12 protein-coding genes are annotated in these 15,681 nt (G+C 73.2%); 6 read left to right on the plus strand and 6 right to left on the minus strand.

Translation table 11 applies throughout. From position 1 onward, the window contains the following. Positions 1-110: 110 nt before the first annotated feature. Positions 111-2,663 carry a M14 family zinc carboxypeptidase gene (locus ACFV6X_RS12610; protein WP_385381609.1) on the plus strand — a complete coding sequence of 851 codons (2,553 nt, stop codon included), beginning with the start codon at positions 111-113 and terminating at the stop codon, positions 2,661-2,663. Positions 2,664-2,715: 52 nt separating this feature from the next. Next, positions 2,716-3,864, plus strand: a complete 1,149-nt coding sequence (locus tag ACFV6X_RS12615) for a serine hydrolase domain-containing protein (RefSeq protein WP_385381611.1) — start codon at positions 2,716-2,718, stop codon at positions 3,862-3,864. 111 nt (positions 3,865-3,975) lie between these two features. Here ACFV6X_RS12615 and ACFV6X_RS12620 read toward each other — a convergent pair whose 3' ends face one another. Next, on the minus strand, positions 3,976-4,395 hold the full coding sequence (locus ACFV6X_RS12620; protein ID WP_385381614.1) for an organic hydroperoxide resistance protein: 420 nt from the start codon (positions 4,393-4,395) through the stop codon (positions 3,976-3,978). A gap of 248 nt (positions 4,396-4,643) precedes the next feature. Here ACFV6X_RS12620 and ACFV6X_RS12625 point away from each other — a divergent pair, with 248 nt between their 5' ends. After that, a complete protein-coding gene (locus ACFV6X_RS12625) occupies positions 4,644-5,789 on the plus strand; it encodes an alpha/beta hydrolase family protein (RefSeq protein ID WP_385381617.1) in 1,146 nt (381 codons plus the stop codon). A gap of 41 nt (positions 5,790-5,830) precedes the next feature. Here ACFV6X_RS12625 and ACFV6X_RS12630 read toward each other — a convergent pair whose 3' ends face one another. Next, positions 5,831-6,853 (minus strand): NADP-dependent oxidoreductase, encoded by a 1,023-nt coding sequence (locus tag ACFV6X_RS12630; RefSeq protein ID WP_385381620.1) that lies wholly within the window; start codon positions 6,851-6,853, stop codon positions 5,831-5,833. Positions 6,854-6,968: 115 nt separating this feature from the next. On the opposite strand from ACFV6X_RS12630, the gene ACFV6X_RS12635 reads away from it, so the two are divergent. Further along, positions 6,969-7,409: a MarR family winged helix-turn-helix transcriptional regulator gene (locus tag ACFV6X_RS12635; RefSeq protein WP_385381622.1), complete on the plus strand. Its 441-nt coding sequence runs from the start codon at positions 6,969-6,971 to the stop codon at positions 7,407-7,409. 130 nt (positions 7,410-7,539) lie between these two features. Next, on the plus strand, positions 7,540-8,259 hold the full coding sequence (locus tag ACFV6X_RS12640; protein ID WP_385381625.1) for a class I SAM-dependent methyltransferase: 720 nt from the start codon (positions 7,540-7,542) through the stop codon (positions 8,257-8,259). A 32-nt stretch (positions 8,260-8,291) separates the two neighbouring features. Here ACFV6X_RS12640 and ACFV6X_RS12645 read toward each other — a convergent pair whose 3' ends face one another. Genes ACFV6X_RS12645 through wecB form a run of 4 tightly spaced genes read right to left on the minus strand, consistent with a single transcriptional unit; the run spans position 8,292 to position 14,095 of the window. Beyond that, a complete protein-coding gene (locus tag ACFV6X_RS12645) occupies positions 8,292-10,475 on the minus strand; it encodes a glycosyltransferase (RefSeq protein ID WP_385381628.1) in 2,184 nt (727 codons plus the stop codon). Beyond that, positions 10,472-12,385, minus strand: coding sequence for a hypothetical protein (locus tag ACFV6X_RS12650; RefSeq protein WP_385381629.1), 1,914 nt, complete (start codon positions 12,383-12,385; stop codon positions 10,472-10,474). The genes ACFV6X_RS12645 and ACFV6X_RS12650 overlap by 4 nt, the downstream gene beginning before the upstream one ends. Further along, complete coding sequence (locus tag ACFV6X_RS12655; RefSeq protein ID WP_385381631.1) at positions 12,385-13,014, minus strand: class I SAM-dependent methyltransferase; 630 nt, start codon at positions 13,012-13,014, stop codon at positions 12,385-12,387. Before ACFV6X_RS12655 ends, ACFV6X_RS12650 begins: the two co-directional genes overlap by 1 nt. Beyond that, a complete protein-coding gene (wecB, locus tag ACFV6X_RS12660; RefSeq protein ID WP_385381633.1) occupies positions 13,007-14,095 on the minus strand; it encodes a non-hydrolyzing UDP-N-acetylglucosamine 2-epimerase in 1,089 nt (362 codons plus the stop codon). Before wecB ends, ACFV6X_RS12655 begins: the two co-directional genes overlap by 8 nt. A 38-nt stretch (positions 14,096-14,133) precedes the next feature. Between wecB and ACFV6X_RS12665 the strand changes: the two genes are divergently transcribed. Further along, positions 14,134-15,582 (plus strand): glycosyltransferase family 4 protein, encoded by a 1,449-nt coding sequence (locus tag ACFV6X_RS12665; RefSeq protein ID WP_385381636.1) that lies wholly within the window; start codon positions 14,134-14,136, stop codon positions 15,580-15,582. Positions 15,583-15,681: the final 99 nt, after the last annotated feature.

Raw genomic sequence — 15,681 nt, forward strand, 5'->3', positions numbered from 1 at the left:
GCCATCCGGGGCAACGGCGGGCATCGGCGACACCAAGACCCTCTTGTTGCGGTTGAGTCGAACAGGTACACCTCGCCGTACCGATCTCAGGAACCCCGGAGGAGGTACGCGTGCGCATCACGAGAACGACCTCTGCGAGAACCGTCCTGATTGCCGCTCTCGCCCTCGGCACGGCCGGCTCGCTCCTGCTGGCCGTCCCCGGCCCGGCAGGCGCGGACGACGACGCCGTCACCAGGGCGGACACGGAGGCCCCCGCCCTCGACTCCAGCCCCGCCAAGTCCCCGGCGAGCGCCGCCCGTCAGGCGTTCGCCGAGCCCGTTCCCGATCTGTCGGACACCTCCCGTGGCTACCCGCGCGAGCAGCAGCTCCCCGCGGACCCCGTGAACCCGGGCGACAAGTCCCTCAAGCTGGGCCTCATCCCGTACCACGCCATCGCGCCGAAGCTGAACGCGCTGCAGCGCCTGGGCGACCGGGTGAGCGTCGAGGTCGCGGGGCGCTCGGCCGGCGGCCACCGGCTCTATCTCGTCACCGTCACCGCCCTGGAGACGGCCCCTCAGACCCGCGAGCAGACGCGGCTGCGCGAGCTCATCGAGAACGCGCCGGCCACGGCCGCGAAGGACCCGCGCGTCAAGTCCTCCTACAAGACGCCCGTGTTCTTCAACAACAACATCCACGGCAACGAGTGGGAGGGCACCGACGCCTCCCTGAAGCTCGTCGAACGGCTCGCGACGGCGGACGACGCGCGCACCAGGGATCTGCTCGCGCACAGCCGCCTGTACTTCAACATCACCGCCAACCCGGACGGCCGGATCGCCGGAACCCGGACGAACGCGAGCGGGTTCGACCTCAACCGGGACCTCGTCACCGCCTCCCAGCCGGAGGCGCGGGCGATGCGGCAGATCATGGTCGACAAGCAGCCGGCCGTCCTGCTCGACCTGCACGGCTACGTCAACGGCACCCTCATCGAGCCCACCACCCCGCCGCACGGCGAGAACTACGAGTACGACCTCTTCCTGAAGCACACCTACGCCAACGCCCTCGGCATGGAGGCCGCCGTCAACGGCCTCGGCCACACGCCCGCGAAGGACGGCGTCGAGCCCGCGCAGATCCCGTTCCGGGACCAGGAGGAGGGCTGGGACGACTGGCCGCCCGTCTTCACCCCGCAGTACGGGGCCTTCCACGGCGCGGTCGCCGCGCACACGGTGGAGATCCCGCTCCAGGTGAACAACAGCGCCTACGACTCCCTGCCGCAGGCCGAGTTGCGCCGCCGGTCCGAGATCAACGTGGCCGTCGCGGGTGCCGCCCTCGACGCGACCCTGGACTACGTGCGCGACAAGCACCGCACGCTGGTCGCCGACCAGATCGAGGTCTTCCGGCGCGGCTTCGCCGGGGCCGCGCAGGTGCCGGTGTCCGAGGAGACCGTGCCCGGGGTCCCCGGCATCGGTCCCGAGGACGTCTACACCACCACTTTCCCCCGCGCCTACGTCATTCCGGTGGGCGGCGGCCGGCGCTCCCCCGCCGCCGCCTCCCGTCTGGTCGGCCATCTGCTCGCGGGGGACGTCCGCGTGGGCCGCGCGACGCACTCCTTCCGGCTCTCCGGCCGCTGGTACGCCAAGGGCTCGTACGTCGTCGACATGCGCCAGCCCAAGCGCGGTCTCGCCAACGTGCTGCTGGCCGACGGGCGGGACATCAGCGCCGAGGTGTCGACGATGTACGACATCTCCGGCTGGAGCCTCGGCCGGCTGTGGGGCGCCACCGTCGAGCCGGTGAGCGAGCTGTCCGCCGTACGGCTGCAACCGGTGCGCGAGGCAGCGCGCGTGGGGTACGTCGCCCCGCGCGGCGACCTGCGGCTGCGCCTCGACGATCCGCGCGAGGTCGCGGCCCTCAACTCCCTGCTCGCCCAGGGCGTAAGGGTCCGGCAGGCGGCCGACGGCAGCGCGCTCGTGCCGGGTTCGGCCCGGCGGCGGGCGACGGCCGCGGCCCGCGCCCACGACGTCGCCTTCGACGCCACACGGCTGACCGGCGGCACCCCGCTGACGCGGGTACGGGTGGCGGCGGCCGTCACCTCGGGTGAGCTGTTCGCGCTGCGCGAGATGGGCTTCGAGGTGACGCCGGTGTCGGCCGGGGTGCTGAACGCCGGCTTCGACTGGTCGGTAGTGAACGTGCTGTTCGTGTCCGCGGGGCTGGCGTACGACGACCTGAACCCGGCGGCGCGGCAGGCTCTCGGCCGCTTTCTCGACGGTCACGGTCTGGTCGGGCGCGGGGCGGCCGGGGCGGAACTCAACGCCGGGGCCGGGCTGCTGCCGGTCAAGCCCGTCGAGGGCAACGGGGACGCCAACGGGGTGGTGCGGGTGGTGAACGCGGGAGGCCGGATCACCGCAGGTGCGCCGGAGCACACCTTCGTCTACGCGCCGCTGTGGTTCACGGATCTCGGACCCGGGGTGCGTGTGGAACAGTCGTACGCGACCGGGAATCCGCTCGTGTCGGGTCACTGGCGCGCCCTGCCGGACGGCACCGGCGGCCCCGGGGCCGCGGCGGGACGGGCGTCGGTGATCAGTGGCCCGCACGCGGTGCTCTTCGGGACGGAACCACTCTTCCGTGATCACCCCAAGGGGGAATTCGCTCAGGTCGGACGGGCATTGTTCACCTTGGCGACCAGGTAGGCCACGGCACACACGCGAGCAGCGGACGGCCGAGGAGGCAAAGGGAGATCGGATGACGCAGGAGATCCACGGCACCGTCGCCGACGGCTACGAGGAGGTGCGCGCGGAGTTCGCCGCGTTCGTGGCCCGGGAGCGGGCGGACTACGAGGGGCAGTTGTGCGCCTACGTGCACGGGCGGCGGGTCGTCGACCTGTGGGCGGGTCCGGACGGCGCCTCGGCCGAGTCGCTGCACGGCGTCTTCTCGTCCACCAAAGGCGCCGCCCACCTCGTCGTCGCGCTCCTCGTCCAGGACGGCACGCTCGAACTGGACCGGAAGGTGACCTACTACTGGCCGGAGTTCGGCGCCGAGGGCAAGAGCGCGCTGACCCTGCGCGAGCTGCTCACGCACCGGGCGGGGCTGATCGGGCTCGACGCCGGGTTCACCGAGGAGGAGCTGGCCGACGACCGGATGATCGCCGAGCGGCTCGCGGACCAGCGGCCGTTCTGGCGTCCCGGCACGGCGTTCGGCTACCACGCGCTGGTGATGGGCGCGCTCGCCGGTGAGGTGGTGCGCCGGGCCACGGGCCGCACCCTCCAGGAGGTGTACGAGGAGCGGGTGCGCGCCCCCCACGGGCTGGACTTCTTCCTCGGGCTGCCCGCCGCCGAGGAGGTCCGCTTCCGGTCCGTGCAGCCGATGCTGCCGACGTCCGAACAGCAGGCCGTGCTGGACGCCCAGCCGACCGGGCCGCACACGCTCACCGCGATCGCCTTCAACTCGCATGTGGGCGACCCGGGCGAGCTGGTGGACCACGCCAACTCCCGCCTGGTGCGCGCCAAGGGACCGGCGTCGGCGGGCGGCGTGGCATCGGCGCGCGGACTCGCCGGGATGTACGCGGCGGCGATCAGCGAGGTGGCCGGGCGGCCGCCGCTGCTGAAGCCGGACACGGTCGCCGAGGTCGGCCAGATCCACGCCGTCGGCCACGACCTGGTGGCGCGGACCCACAAGGCGTTCGGTCTCGGCTTCCAGGCGACGGCGGAGAACTGGTACCCGTTCCTGGGCGCGGGCGCCTTCGGGCACAGCGGGGCCGGCGGTTCGCAGGCCTTCGCGGATCCACGCAGCGGGCTGGCGTACGGGTACACGCGGCGGCGCTGCGCGTTTCCGGGCGGGGCGGCACCGGAGAACGAACGGTTCGTCCGGGCGGCGCACCGGGCGGCCCTGTGAGGGTGGCTCCGGCCGCCTGACCCCGGTTCAGGCCGTCCGGCCCCGAAGGAGGAGCGAAGGCCGCACCCCTCGTCCTGGGGTGCGGCCTTCGTCGTGCGCGACGGGTCGCCGTCAGACGAGCGTCACGGTGATGTTCCCGCGGGTCGCCTTGGAGTAGGGGCAGACCTGGTGGGCCTTCTCGACCAGCGCCTTCGCGGTCGTCTCGTCGACGCCCGGGATGTCCGCCGAGATCTCGACGATGATCCCGAAGCCGTCGTCGTTCTTGCCGATGCCGACCTTCGCGGTGACGGTCGACCCGGAGATGTCGGCGTTCTCCTGCCGGGCGACGACGCCGAGGGCGCCCTGGAAGCAGGCGCTGTAGCCGGCGGCGAACAGCTGCTCCGGGTTGGTGCCGGAGCCGCTGCCGCCCATCTCCTTCGGCGGGTTCACCACGACGTCGAGCTTGCCGTCGTCGGTGGCGACCCGGCCGTCGCGGCCGCCCTGAGCGGTGGCGACGGCGGTGTACAGGACGTCGGACTGCTGAATGGGCATGCGGTGGTCTTCCTCCTCGGTCCGCCCGGGACTCGCGCCCACGATCCCTGACGATTTCGGAAAGAAGTTACCGCATATCGGAAATCCAGGGAAGAGTGAGGCGGGGAGGCACCGGCCTGGCTCCCCGGAAGTACGCCGGAGGTACGCCGGGGGTACGCCGGGGGCCGCGTCTCCCCCGAGGGGGTGAGATGAGGGATCACCGCGCAGAGGGACGTGGCCGACGATCTCCGCGACCTAGCCTCGGCTCCATGAATCGACCGCCTCGCGGCGTCGCCGCCGCGTTACTCGGACTGTCCCTCGCGCTGCTCGGCTCGGGGACCACGCACGCCGCGCCCGCACCGCCGGGCGCCTCGGAGCACGTCCGCCTCGAACTGCCGCGTCCCACCGGCCCGTTGTCCGTGGGCCGCGACACCCTGCACCTGGTGGACACCGGGCGGACCGACCCGTGGGTGGCGGAGGCCGGCGCGCGGGAGCTGATGGTGTCGCTGTACTACCCGGCGCGCGCCGGACACGGCCGGACCGCGCCGTACATGACGACCGAGGAGGCCCGGGCCTTCCTGGAGAGCCGGGACCTGGCCGAGGTGGTGCCCGCCCGGACGCTCGCCGGCACCCGCACGCACGCCCGCGCCGGCGCGCCGCCGGTGCGTGGGAAGTTCCCGCTGGTGGTGCTCTCCCCCGGGTTCAGCGTCGGTCGCGCCACCCTCACGCTGCTCGCCGAAGAGCTGGCGAGCCGGGGGTATGTGGTGGCGGCCGTCGACCACGCCTACGAGTCGGCGGGCACGGCGTTCCCGGGTGGCCGGCTGCTTGGGTGCGTGGCGTGCGAGAAGGCACCCGAGCGCGGGTACGCGGCCGTTGCCCGGGGCCGCGCCCAGGACGTCCCCTTCGTGCTGGACCGGCTGACCGACACCCGTCGGCCGGCCTGGCGGCACGCGGGCCTGATCGACCGGACGCGGATCGGCATGGCCGGCCATTCCATCGGCGGCGCGTCCGCCGCCTCCACCATGGCCGGCGACCAACGCGTCCGGGCGGGCGTCGACCTGGACGGCACCCTCTTCGACCCGGTACCGGCCGGCGGTCTGGACGGCAGGCCGTTCATGCTGGTCGGCGCCGACCGCGAGGACGACGCCTCGTGGGTGCGGGACTGGCCGCGCCTGGACGGCTGGAAGCGCTGGCTGACGGTGGCCGGCTCGGGGCACTTCACCTTCACGGACGTGCCCGTGCTGGGCGACCAGCTGGGGCTCCTGTCCCCGCAGGAGCCCCAGTCGGGCGAGCGCTCGCAGCAGATCACGCGCGCCTACGCGGCGGCCTTCTTCGACCTCCATCTGAAGGGCATCGCCCAGCCGCTGCTTGACGGCCCCTCACCGCGCCACCCGGAGGTGGCCTTCCACGAGTGACCGGCGCACGCCACCGGGGCCCTCGGCGCGCGAGCCCGCGCTCAGAGCTTGACGATCATCTTCCCGGTGTTGTCGCCGCGCAGGACGCCGAGGAAGGCCTCCAGGTTGTTCTCGATGCCCTCGACGACGGTCTCGCGGTACTTGAGGGCACCCGAGGCGACCCAGGGGCCGACCTCCTGGACGAACTGCGGCTGGAGGTCGTAGTGGTCGCCGACCAGGAAGCCCTCGATGCGGCCGCGGGTCTGGATCAGGCGGGCGAGGTTGCGCGGGCCGGGAGCGGGCTCGGTGTTGTTGTAGACCGAGATCATGCCGCAGATCGCGATGCGGCCGCCCTGGTTCAGGGAGCCGACGGCCGCCTCCAGGTGGTCGCCGCCGACGTTGTCGAAGTAGACGTCGATGCCGTCGGGGGCGGCGTCGCGCAGCTGCTCGCTCACCGGCCCCGCCTTGTAGTTGAAGGCGGCGTCGAAGCCGTACTCCTCGACGAGCAGTTTGACCTTCTCGTCGGACCCCGCGGAGCCGATGACCCGGGAGGCGCCCTTGAGCTTCGCGATCTGCCCGACCTGGCTGCCGACGGCACCGGCGGCGCCGGACACGAACACCACGTCGCCCTCCTTGAGGGCGGCGGTGCGCAGCAGACCGGCGTAGGCGGTGAGCCCGGTCATGCCGAGGACGCCGAGGTACGTCGACAGGGGCGCCGCCTGCGGGTCGACCTTGACGGCGTTCTTGGCGTCGAAGGCGGCGTACTCGCGCCAGCCGAAGAAGTGCAGGACGTGGTCGCCGACGGCGAAGCCCTCGGCGCGGGAGGCGACGACCTCGCCGACGGCGCCGCCCTGCATGACCTTGCCCAGCTCGTAGGGCGCGGCGTAGGACTTGGCGGCGCTCATGCGGCCGCGCATGTAGGGGTCGACGGAGACATACAGGTTCCGCACCAGGACCTGTCCCTCACCCGGCGTGGGCATCGGGGCCTCGACCAGGGCGAAGTCCTCGGGCTTGGGCCAGCCGACGGGGCGGGCGGCCAGGTGCCATTCGCGGTTGACGTCAGGGAGGGCGGGGGTGTCGGTCATGGGGGCACCTTTCCTGGGCTTCGGGCTCATGCGTCGGCACCGGATACTTCAGTACCTGAAACAACGATGCGCTTTGACATTTCATGCTGTCAAGTAACGGGGTACCCTGGACGGCATGGCCACACCTCACAGCACCCGCCCCGACGCGCTGACCATGGAGGTCGTCGACCTGATCGGCTCGGTCGTGGCCCGGTACCACGAGGAGTACGAGGAGGCGGCCGCCGACCACGCGCTGACCGGCGCCCAGGCGAAGCTGCTCAGCCTGCTCTCCCTGGAACCGCTCCCCATGCGCAAGCTGGCCCACAAGCTCAAGTGCGAGCCGTCGAACGTCACGGGCATCGTGGACCGCCTCGAATCGCGGGACCTGGTGGAGCGCCGCCCGGATCCGGCCGACCGCCGGGTGAAGCTGGCGGCGGCGACCGACGAGGGCCGCCGGGTGGCCCGCAGCCTGCGCGACTCGCTGCGCTTCGCCCGCGAGCCGCTGGCGGGGCTGAGCGAGCAGGAGCGGCGGACGCTGCGGGACCTGCTCCAGCGCATGGTGGCGGTCGACGGCTGAGCCTCGCCCGGCCTCGGGGGGGCGGGCATGGGCCGGGTGCGCTGCGCCATCACGCCTTCCGGGTGGCGGCGGGCGCGAACCGCCGCACGGTTGCTGGGCCGCGGACGCGGCACGTCCTTAGCCTCGGCGCATGGCGACCCTGTGGGACCTCATGCGCGACTGCATCCCCGACGACCACGCCCGTCAGGTCACGTCCCGCTACTACCTGGACGAGGTCATGACCTCGCCGGGCGCGCCGGACCGGGTGGTCGACCTCGGGTGCGGGCGGGGCGCGTCCGTCGCGCTCTTCCGCAGACACGATCCGAAGGTGCGATGGGTCGGCGTGGACATCCGGGACTCTCCGGAGTCCCGGCAGCACCGGCCCGGCGGGGATCCGCTGGTCCACTTCGACGGTGTCCGCCTGCCGTTCCGCTCGGACACCGTGCCGCTGATCTACTCGCACCAGGTCTTCGAGCACGTCTCGCACCCGCGTGAGCTGCTGGCGGAGATCGGCCGGGTACTGCGGCCGGGCGGGCTGTTCATCGGCAGCACGTCCCAGTTCGAGCCGTACCACTCCTTCAGCCTGTGGAACTACACGCCGTACGGATTCCGGGTGCTGGTCGAGGAGGCCGGACTGGCCCTGAAGGAGATCCGGCCGTCCCTGGACGGGGTGACACTGATCATGCGGTCCTACGGCAACGGCCCGAAGCAGGAGTACGGGCGGTACTGGAACGAGGAGTCCCCGCTCAACGTCGAGATCGACAGCTGGGCGGAGCAGACCGGACGGCGCACGGCGCTGGTGAACCTGCGCAAGCTGACGTTCTGCGGTCAGTTCGTGTTCCGGGTCGTCAAACCGGAGCGAGCGGCCTGAACCCGACGGGTCCGGCCGCCCGCCCGGACCCGTCAGCGGGACACCAGCAGCTCCGTCCAGTCCCGGGCGACCCGGCGCAGCGAGAACTGTTCCCGCACCTGGGTGCGGGCCAGTTGCCCGGCGTCCCGCCAGCCCTCCTCGCCCAGCCCGGCGAGAGCGTCCGCCATCGCCTGAGGGTCCTGGTGGATCCACCGCCGGTCGTAGATCTCGTCCGCCCCGGGCCACGGCAGCAGCGCGGGCACCGCGGCGGAGGCCATGCCCTCGGCCGGGGCGAGATGGAAGCTCTCGTCGTCGCTGGTGGACAGCACGTTCCCGACCCGGCGGAGCCAGCCGGCCACGTCCGCGCCGAAGTCGTCGAAGACCACCGCCCCGTCGAGCAGCGGCGAGGTCTGCATACGGCGCAGTACGGCGTCGTAGTGCGCGCGCTCCTCGGGCTTGTTCCAGATCCACCAGTACTCCCAGGGTGGCTTGGACTTGACGGAGAGGTGCCAGCGGCGGTCCCGGGCGCGCAGCGCCTCCAGCACGTCGAGGCCCAGGTCCATGCGCTTGCGGCTGGGCGCGATGCCGATCATGCCGAGCCGGAAGCGGGCGCCGGGCGCCTTGGGGCGGTCGAGCTGGTCGGTGTCCACCCAGTTCGGGATGACCGTCACCTTGGACTCCGGCCAGCCGGTCAGCTCCAGGGTGCGGCGGGCGTAGGAGGAGCTGACGCAGATGACCTGGTCGACGGCGTCGATGTCGACCTGCGCGGGCCACTCGGCGTCCAGTTCGAAGCGGTGCAGCCGGACGATCAGCCGGCTGTCCTGCCGCTTGTGGCGGCTGTACCAGACGGCGGCCGGGCCGCACCACTCGACGACCACGACGTCGGCCCACCCGGCGAGTTCCCGGCTCGCGGCCGGATCGTGCCGGGACAGCGCCGGCCAGGCGTCGACGCGTACGTCGAGACCGGGCACCGTGCGGAAGTGGTCGAGGAGCCGGGAGAGGAACTTCAGGTCGTGGCCCGCGACGCCGACCCGCAGGGGCCGCGGCCGGGCGGTCACGGCGGCCGGCGCCTCGGGGAAGGCCTGGTCGAGCTGGGCGCGCCAGCGTTCGGCGGCCGCCCGGAGCGTGTAGTGGGAGGCGGCCTCCCGGCAGCGTTCGGCGGCGAGCCGCCGGGCCTGCGGCTCGCGCACGGCACGCGCGACCGTCTCCACGGCGTCGTCGAGTCCGGCGTGCCCGGTCACGAACAGCGGATAGTCGCCGCCGAGCAGCGCCTCGTGGGCGGGGGTGCGGTTGAGCACGACGGGCAGCCCGAGGGCGCCGAACTCCAGGACCTTGGTGGACAGTTCGAGGCTCGCGTCCAGCGCGGGCTCGCGCCAGCCGAGGCCGAGGTCGCAGTCGGACGCGATGCGCATGGCCTCCTCGCGCGGCTGCCCGCCGTGGTGCTCGACCCCCGGCGTGACGGCCAGCGCGCGGGCCATGGCGTCCTGGAACTCCGGGTGCGAGGGGTCCTCGTGGATCTTGTCGCCGACGGTGTGCAGCTCGGCCCGGACACCCTGCTCGGCGAGCAGGGCCGGCAGCCGGGTCATGGGCAGGGTGTTCCACAGCGGGGCGAACTTGCCGGTGTAGACGAGCCGGAAGGGGTCGTGGGGGTGCTCGTGCTCCGGCAGCGGGAAGCCCGGCTCGGGTACGGCGGGCGGGCTGAGCACGCACTTGCCGCAGGCCTCGGGCACGGAGGTCTCCAGCAGGCAGCGCAACTCCTCGGTCTGGCACAGCAGACGCTGGGAGGCTTCGGCGATGCGGGTGAGTTCCGCGCGGGCCCCCTCGGTCATCTCGGCGGCCGACTGCGGGATGTCGGTGAGGTAGGCCCAGATCCGTCCCTCGAAGAGGCCCTCGGCGACCATGCGCCCGACCAGGCGCCGTCCGCGCAGCACCAGCAGGTCGCAGGGCTCGTCCTGGTCGAGCTGGGCGAGCGCCTGGGAGGCCTGCACGGGCGACAGCGGCCGGTCCGACAGCCCGGACAGCAGCCGTTCCTCGTGGGGGCGGACCACCGTGACCCCGGGGAGCCCGGCCAGCGGGTCGATCAGCCGGCTGGTGAGCACGGGGGCCTTGAGGACCAGCCGGGTCCGGCAGCCGGCCCGCGACAGTGCCTGCACCGTCGACTGGGCCCAGACGGCGGAACCGTCGATGAGATTGAGGTCAACGTCGCCGTAGACGAGCGCGTTCAGTGTCCGGCTCATGTCGGCTCCTTCCCGCACCAGGCGAACAGGCGGTGTCCCTGGCGCGCCCAGGTCTCGGGCGGCGCGCCGGAGGTAAGCAGCGACCGGCGCACCAGGAGGGGGCGCAGTTCGGGAACGAAGGTGTAGTCGTCGGCGGCGGGCGTGGAGCCCACCGCGTCGGCGCCGGAGTACTCCTGCGCGCACATCAGGTCGAGCAGCAGGGTGTCCGGGCGGTCCTCGGTGAGGTCCGTCCAGTCGGCGACCCAGGGCGCGAGGGGCTCACCGGTGCGTACGGTGACGCCGGCGGCGGCGAGTTCGTCGAGTCCGGTGGGATCGGGTACGACGACCTCGGCGGGCCGGTGGCGCTGGCTCAGCACCTGCTCGGTGAGCCGGGCGATGCCGGCCCGGTCCCGTGGGTCGGCCAGCACGCAGATCCGCCGCCGGTCCAGCGGGTCGGGGGCGCCGATCCGGCGGGCCAGCTGCGACAGGCGCACCCGGGAGCTTTCCGCCCGGAACACCTCGCGCAGCCGCTGGCGGCCGCCGGCTGCCGGGTCGAGGCTGGTCAGCCGCACACCGGCGTCGGCGTCCAGCACGACGTCCCAGGCGAGCCGGGTGAGGCCGGGGGCGGCGGAGACCGGGCCGTCCCGCCACAGCACGCAGCGGCGGCCCGCCGCCCGGGTCTCCGTGAGCAGTTCGGCCAGTTTCCGGTCGAGGTCGGGGGCGAGTCCGGTGCCGGTGAGCGACCAGGGGCCCCCGCCCGTGCAGGCGCTGAGCTGGACGACCAGGGCGTCCGGGTCGGTGCGCTGCACGATCAGCCGGCCGTCGTGCGGCAGCGCCCGGTTGACCACCGCGTCCGCGGCGAGGTCCGCGGCGGTGGCGTCGGTGAGCACACCGGCGATCACCATCCGGTCGCGGGGCGTCGAGGTGAACGCCCGGTGGGCGAGGTGCATCCGCCCGTCGGGCACCGCGATCTGGGGCGCGAGTCCGGACGACGCGGGACGTGACGTCACACGGCTCGCCGTGCCCGGGACCGCGGTGCCGGGCTTGAGCCGCCCGCGCCATCGTCCGTACAGCTCGCGCAGCCCCGCCTCCGTCGCCGCGCGCGAGGACGCGGACAGCGGACGCGACTTCACCCGCCCCCGCCACAGTCCGTACAGCTCGCGGGGCAGGCGTGGCGCCTCCTGCCGGGGTGAGCGTGCGGCCGACACCAGGGCCCGGCCCACCCGCAGGGAGGTCGAGCCCTCCAGCATGGCCACCCGCGCCTCCAGCAGGCCGACGCGGTCCCGTGCCCTGTGCAGGGCGGCCGCCAGCTGGTCCTTGTCGCGTGCGGCGACGGCCAGGCGCTCGGCGAGGCCCTCCTCGTGGACGGGGCCGCGGGCGCGTTCCGCCTCCTCGGCGTCGCGTTCGAGGTCCAGCACTCGGGCCCGCAGCGAGCGGGCGACGAGGTCGGCCAGGACGTACTCGTCGGCGATCCGCAGCGCGGTGGCGAAGCCCTCCGCCGGGACGGGCCGGCCGAACCAGTCGTGCGGCGGCTGGAGTTCGTCGGTGCGCACGAACACCGCGGCCGCGTGCAGATGCACGTAGTCGAGCGGGGCGGCGCGCAGCACCTGGCAGTGGTGGGCCACCAGGGCGTCGAGCACCCGGTGGTAGGGGAGTTCGGTGCCGCGGTGGCCGAAGAGGATCAGACCGCGGCCGCCGGGGCGCATGCGTCGCAGCACGGCGAGACAGTCGGTCTCGGTGCCGTGCAGCGCCGGGTCGGGGCCGAACGACACGATCACCAGCTCGTTCTCGCCGATGTCGCGTTCGCCGTGGTGCACGGCGACGTCGTCGGGCAGATGCAGATAGGGCTCCAGGTCGAGCCCGCCGTCGGTGGCGTCCACGACGGTGGTGACGCCGTCCAGGTGAGGGTGGAGCAGATCGGTCAGGCGCATCAGCGGGTCCTCGTGAAGACGTGGAAGCCGACCTCGTTCTCGCGGAAGCCGTACGGGGTGAACAGGGTGTGCCGCAGGCCGAGGGGTTCGAGCAGCGCGGCGTACTCGTCGGCCGGGCGGTGCAGGATGTAGTCGCCACGCGGCCGGCGGGTGCCGATGTCCTCGTCGGTCAGGATCAGCCGTCCGGTGATCCGCACCAGCGAGGCCAGGTTGCGCAGGCCGGCCGCCCACTCCTCGTCGTCGAGGACGTGGAAGAGGACGTCGAGGCAGAGCACGACGTCGTACGGCCACGGGCTGCGCCACTCGTCCAGGGCGGCGACGGCGTAGCGCGGGCCGCCGCCCTCGGCGTGGGCGTGCGCGACGGCCTCCTCGCTCGTGTCGAAGGCGTCGACGCGGTGGCCGCAGCGGGCCAGGGCGCGGGCGAAGTGCCCTTTGCCGCAGCCCGCGTCGAGCACGAACAGGGGGGCCGACTCGTCGGCCAGGTCGCCGATCAGCGGCAGCAGGGCGCCGAGCCGCCTGGCGTAGAAGATCTCGTTGCCCGCGCGGTCCAGGCCGATGTGGCCGCCCGAGGCGAGGTCGTCGTGCTCGCGGTGGCGGGTGTCCCAGTACAGGCGGGTGAGCTCAGACATGGTGGTCCAGCCGGCGGACGACCTCGGCGGCGATCCGGGCCCCGGCCCGGCCGTCCCACAGGGGCGGTCCCTCCTCGGGCGCCGGCTGCCCGCCGTCCAGCACCTTGCGCAGCGCGGGGACGAGTTCGGCGTGGCCGACGAGCCGGTTGGTGCCGTGGGTGACGGTGACCGGCCGCTCGGTCGTGGTGCGCAGGGTCAGGCAGGGCACACCGAGCACGGTGGTCTCCTCCTGGACGCCGCCGGAGTCGGTGATCACGGCGGCCGCGCCGCGCACCAGGCTCATGAACTCGACGTATCCCAGCGGGTCGAGGACGTGGACGCCCGGTGCGCCGTCGAGGCCGGCCTCGCCGAGTGCCGCCCGGCCGCGCGGGTGCAGGGGGACGGCGAGGTCGAGGAGCCGGGCCGCCTCGGTCAGGGTGCGGGCGGCCGCCTTGGCCGCCTCGGGATCGTCGACGTTGGCGGGGCGGTGCAGCGTGACCACGGCGTAGCGCTCGGGCAGTCCGTGGGCGGCGCGGGCGGCGGCCGGGTCGAAGTGGTCCACATGGGTGAGCAGTGTGTCGATCATGGGGTTGCCGACGAGATGCACCCGGGCGGGGTCGACGCCCTCGCGGGCGAGGTGGCCGATCGCCTCCGGGCTGGTGGCGAACAGCATGTCGGCCAGCTGGTCGACGAGGCGCCGGTTCACCTCCTCGGGCATCGTCATGTCGAAACTGCGCAGGCCCGCCTCCACATGGGCGAGGGGCATCCCCAGCTTGGCGGCGACCAGGGCGGCCGCCAGCGTGGAGTTGACGTCCCCGTAGACCATGACGAGGGCGGGATCGCGGGCGGTCAGCTCGCCCTCCAGGGCGACGAGCAGGTCGGCGGTCTGCCGGGCGTGACTGCCGGAGCCGACACCGAGATCGGTGTCCGGTTCGGGCAGGCCGAGTTGCCGGAAGAAGATGTCCGACATCCGTTCGTCGTAGTGCTGGCCGGTGTGCACGAGCACCTGGTCGCAGCCCGCCGTGCGCAGTGCGGCGACGACCGGGGCGGCCTTGACGAAGTTCGGTCGGGTGCCGACGACGTGAAGTATGCGGCCGTTCATGTCGTACTTTCTCCGCTCTCGCCGCCTAACGTGACGGCATGTCGCGTCATATCCCCCGTGCGCTCAGTCTGGCCGCATCCGTGGCGTGGGGCGAACTGCGCCATGACCCCCTGAGGGCCGCGCTGCTGGGGGTGCGGCTGCTGCCGTCGCCCGTGCGGCGCCGGGTCCGTGAGCTGGAACGGCGGCTCGCCGGCCGGGCCCGGACGGCGGGTCCGGCCGCTGCTCCATCCGGGGTACGGGTGCCCGCTCCGCCCGGTCGTGCGGTCCGGCCGGTGCCGGGCCGGGTGCTTCATCTGGTGACCAACGGACTGCCGTTCAAGCACGCCGGTTACACCGTGCGCACCCAGAAGATCGCCGCGGCGCAGCGTGCCGCCGGACTCGATCCGCATGTGGTGACACGCGTCGGGTTCCCGGTGGCGCAGGGAGTGCTGGACGCCCGTGCGGTGCAGACGGTGGACGGTGTGCCGCAGCACCGGCTGCTGCCGCCGTGGCTGCCGTACGGGCAGGCGGCGGTACTGGCCCGCAACGCCGAGCTGGCCGGGCGGCTGGTGGAGCGGCTGCGGCCCGCCGTGCTGCACCCGGCCACCGACCACGGCAACGGGCGCGTGGCGCTGGCCCTGCGCGCGGCCTACGGGCTGCCGGTGGTCTACGAGGTGCGCGGCTTCCTGGAGGACACCTGGCTGACCCAGGCCCCGGGGCGCACGGCGGCCGACCCGAGCTACCGGGCCCGGCGCGAGCTGGAGACGCACTGCATGCGGGAGGCGGACCTGGTGCTGACGCTGGGCGCGGCGATGAAGGCGGAGATCGTGGCCCGCGGAGTGCCCGAGGAGCGGGTGCTGATCGTGCCGAACGCGGTGGACGAGGAGTTCCTGACGCCCCTGCCGGACGGGGCGCCGCTGCGGGCCCGGCTCGGCATCGCGCCGGACGACGTCGTGGTCGGCACGGTCAGCAGCCTTACTCCACACGAGGGAATCGGCACATTGCTCCATGCGGGTGCCGAGCTGAGGCGCCGCGGAGTGCCGTTGCGGCTGCTGATCGTGGGGGACGGACCGGAGCGCCCCGCACTGCTGCGGCTGGCCGGCCGGCTGGGTCTCGACGACGGGACGGCCGTGTTCACGGGTCGAGTGCCGTACGGCCAAGTCCGGGATTTCCACGCGGTGTTGGACGTTTTCGCGGTGCCGCGCACCGATGCGCGCGTGTGCCGGCTGGTGACGCCGCTGAAGCCGGTCGAGGCGATGGCGAGCGGGCTGCCGGTGGCCGCCAGCGATCTCCCCGCGCTGCGGGAACTCGTCAAGCCGGGAGCGACCGGGCAGCTCGTTCCGCCCTCGTCCGAACAGGCTTGGGCAGATGCGATCGAATTCCTTCTTTACAGTCGAAAGCGGTCCGAATGGGGTACGGCCGCTCGCGAGATCGTGGCACGCGACCGCACCTGGACGCGGGTCGCCGCGACGACCCGGGAGGCGTACCGCGCCCTCGGCTGTCTCTGAGGAGCCGCCCGGCTGTCTCGGAGGAGCCACCCGGCTGTCTCGGAGGACCGGGCCGGACCGCACAACTTCAGATCCGAGTCCGCCCACGGGACGGGAGCA

Origin of the sequence: Streptomyces sp. NPDC059861 (genome assembly GCF_042731435.1) — a bacterium.
Classification (GTDB): domain Bacteria; phylum Actinomycetota; class Actinomycetes; order Streptomycetales; family Streptomycetaceae; genus Streptomyces.

Coding starts and splice junctions, on each gene's coding strand:
- ACFV6X_RS12615 (WP_385381611.1), top strand. CDS start 2,716: ATGACGCAGGAGATCCACGGCACCGTCGCCGACGGCTACGAGGAGGTG.
- ACFV6X_RS12620 (WP_385381614.1), bottom strand. CDS start 4,395: ATGCCCATTCAGCAGTCCGACGTCCTGTACACCGCCGTCGCCACCGCT.
- ACFV6X_RS12625 (WP_385381617.1), top strand. CDS start 4,644: ATGAATCGACCGCCTCGCGGCGTCGCCGCCGCGTTACTCGGACTGTCC.
- ACFV6X_RS12630 (WP_385381620.1), bottom strand. CDS start 6,853: ATGACCGACACCCCCGCCCTCCCTGACGTCAACCGCGAATGGCACCTG.
- ACFV6X_RS12635 (WP_385381622.1), top strand. CDS start 6,969: ATGGCCACACCTCACAGCACCCGCCCCGACGCGCTGACCATGGAGGTC.
- ACFV6X_RS12640 (WP_385381625.1), top strand. CDS start 7,540: ATGGCGACCCTGTGGGACCTCATGCGCGACTGCATCCCCGACGACCAC.
- ACFV6X_RS12645 (WP_385381628.1), bottom strand. CDS start 10,475: ATGAGCCGGACACTGAACGCGCTCGTCTACGGCGACGTTGACCTCAAT.
- ACFV6X_RS12650 (WP_385381629.1), bottom strand. CDS start 12,385: ATGCGCCTGACCGATCTGCTCCACCCTCACCTGGACGGCGTCACCACC.
- ACFV6X_RS12655 (WP_385381631.1), bottom strand. CDS start 13,014: ATGTCTGAGCTCACCCGCCTGTACTGGGACACCCGCCACCGCGAGCAC.
- wecB (WP_385381633.1), bottom strand. CDS start 14,095: ATGAACGGCCGCATACTTCACGTCGTCGGCACCCGACCGAACTTCGTC.
- ACFV6X_RS12665 (WP_385381636.1), top strand. CDS start 14,134: ATGTCGCGTCATATCCCCCGTGCGCTCAGTCTGGCCGCATCCGTGGCG.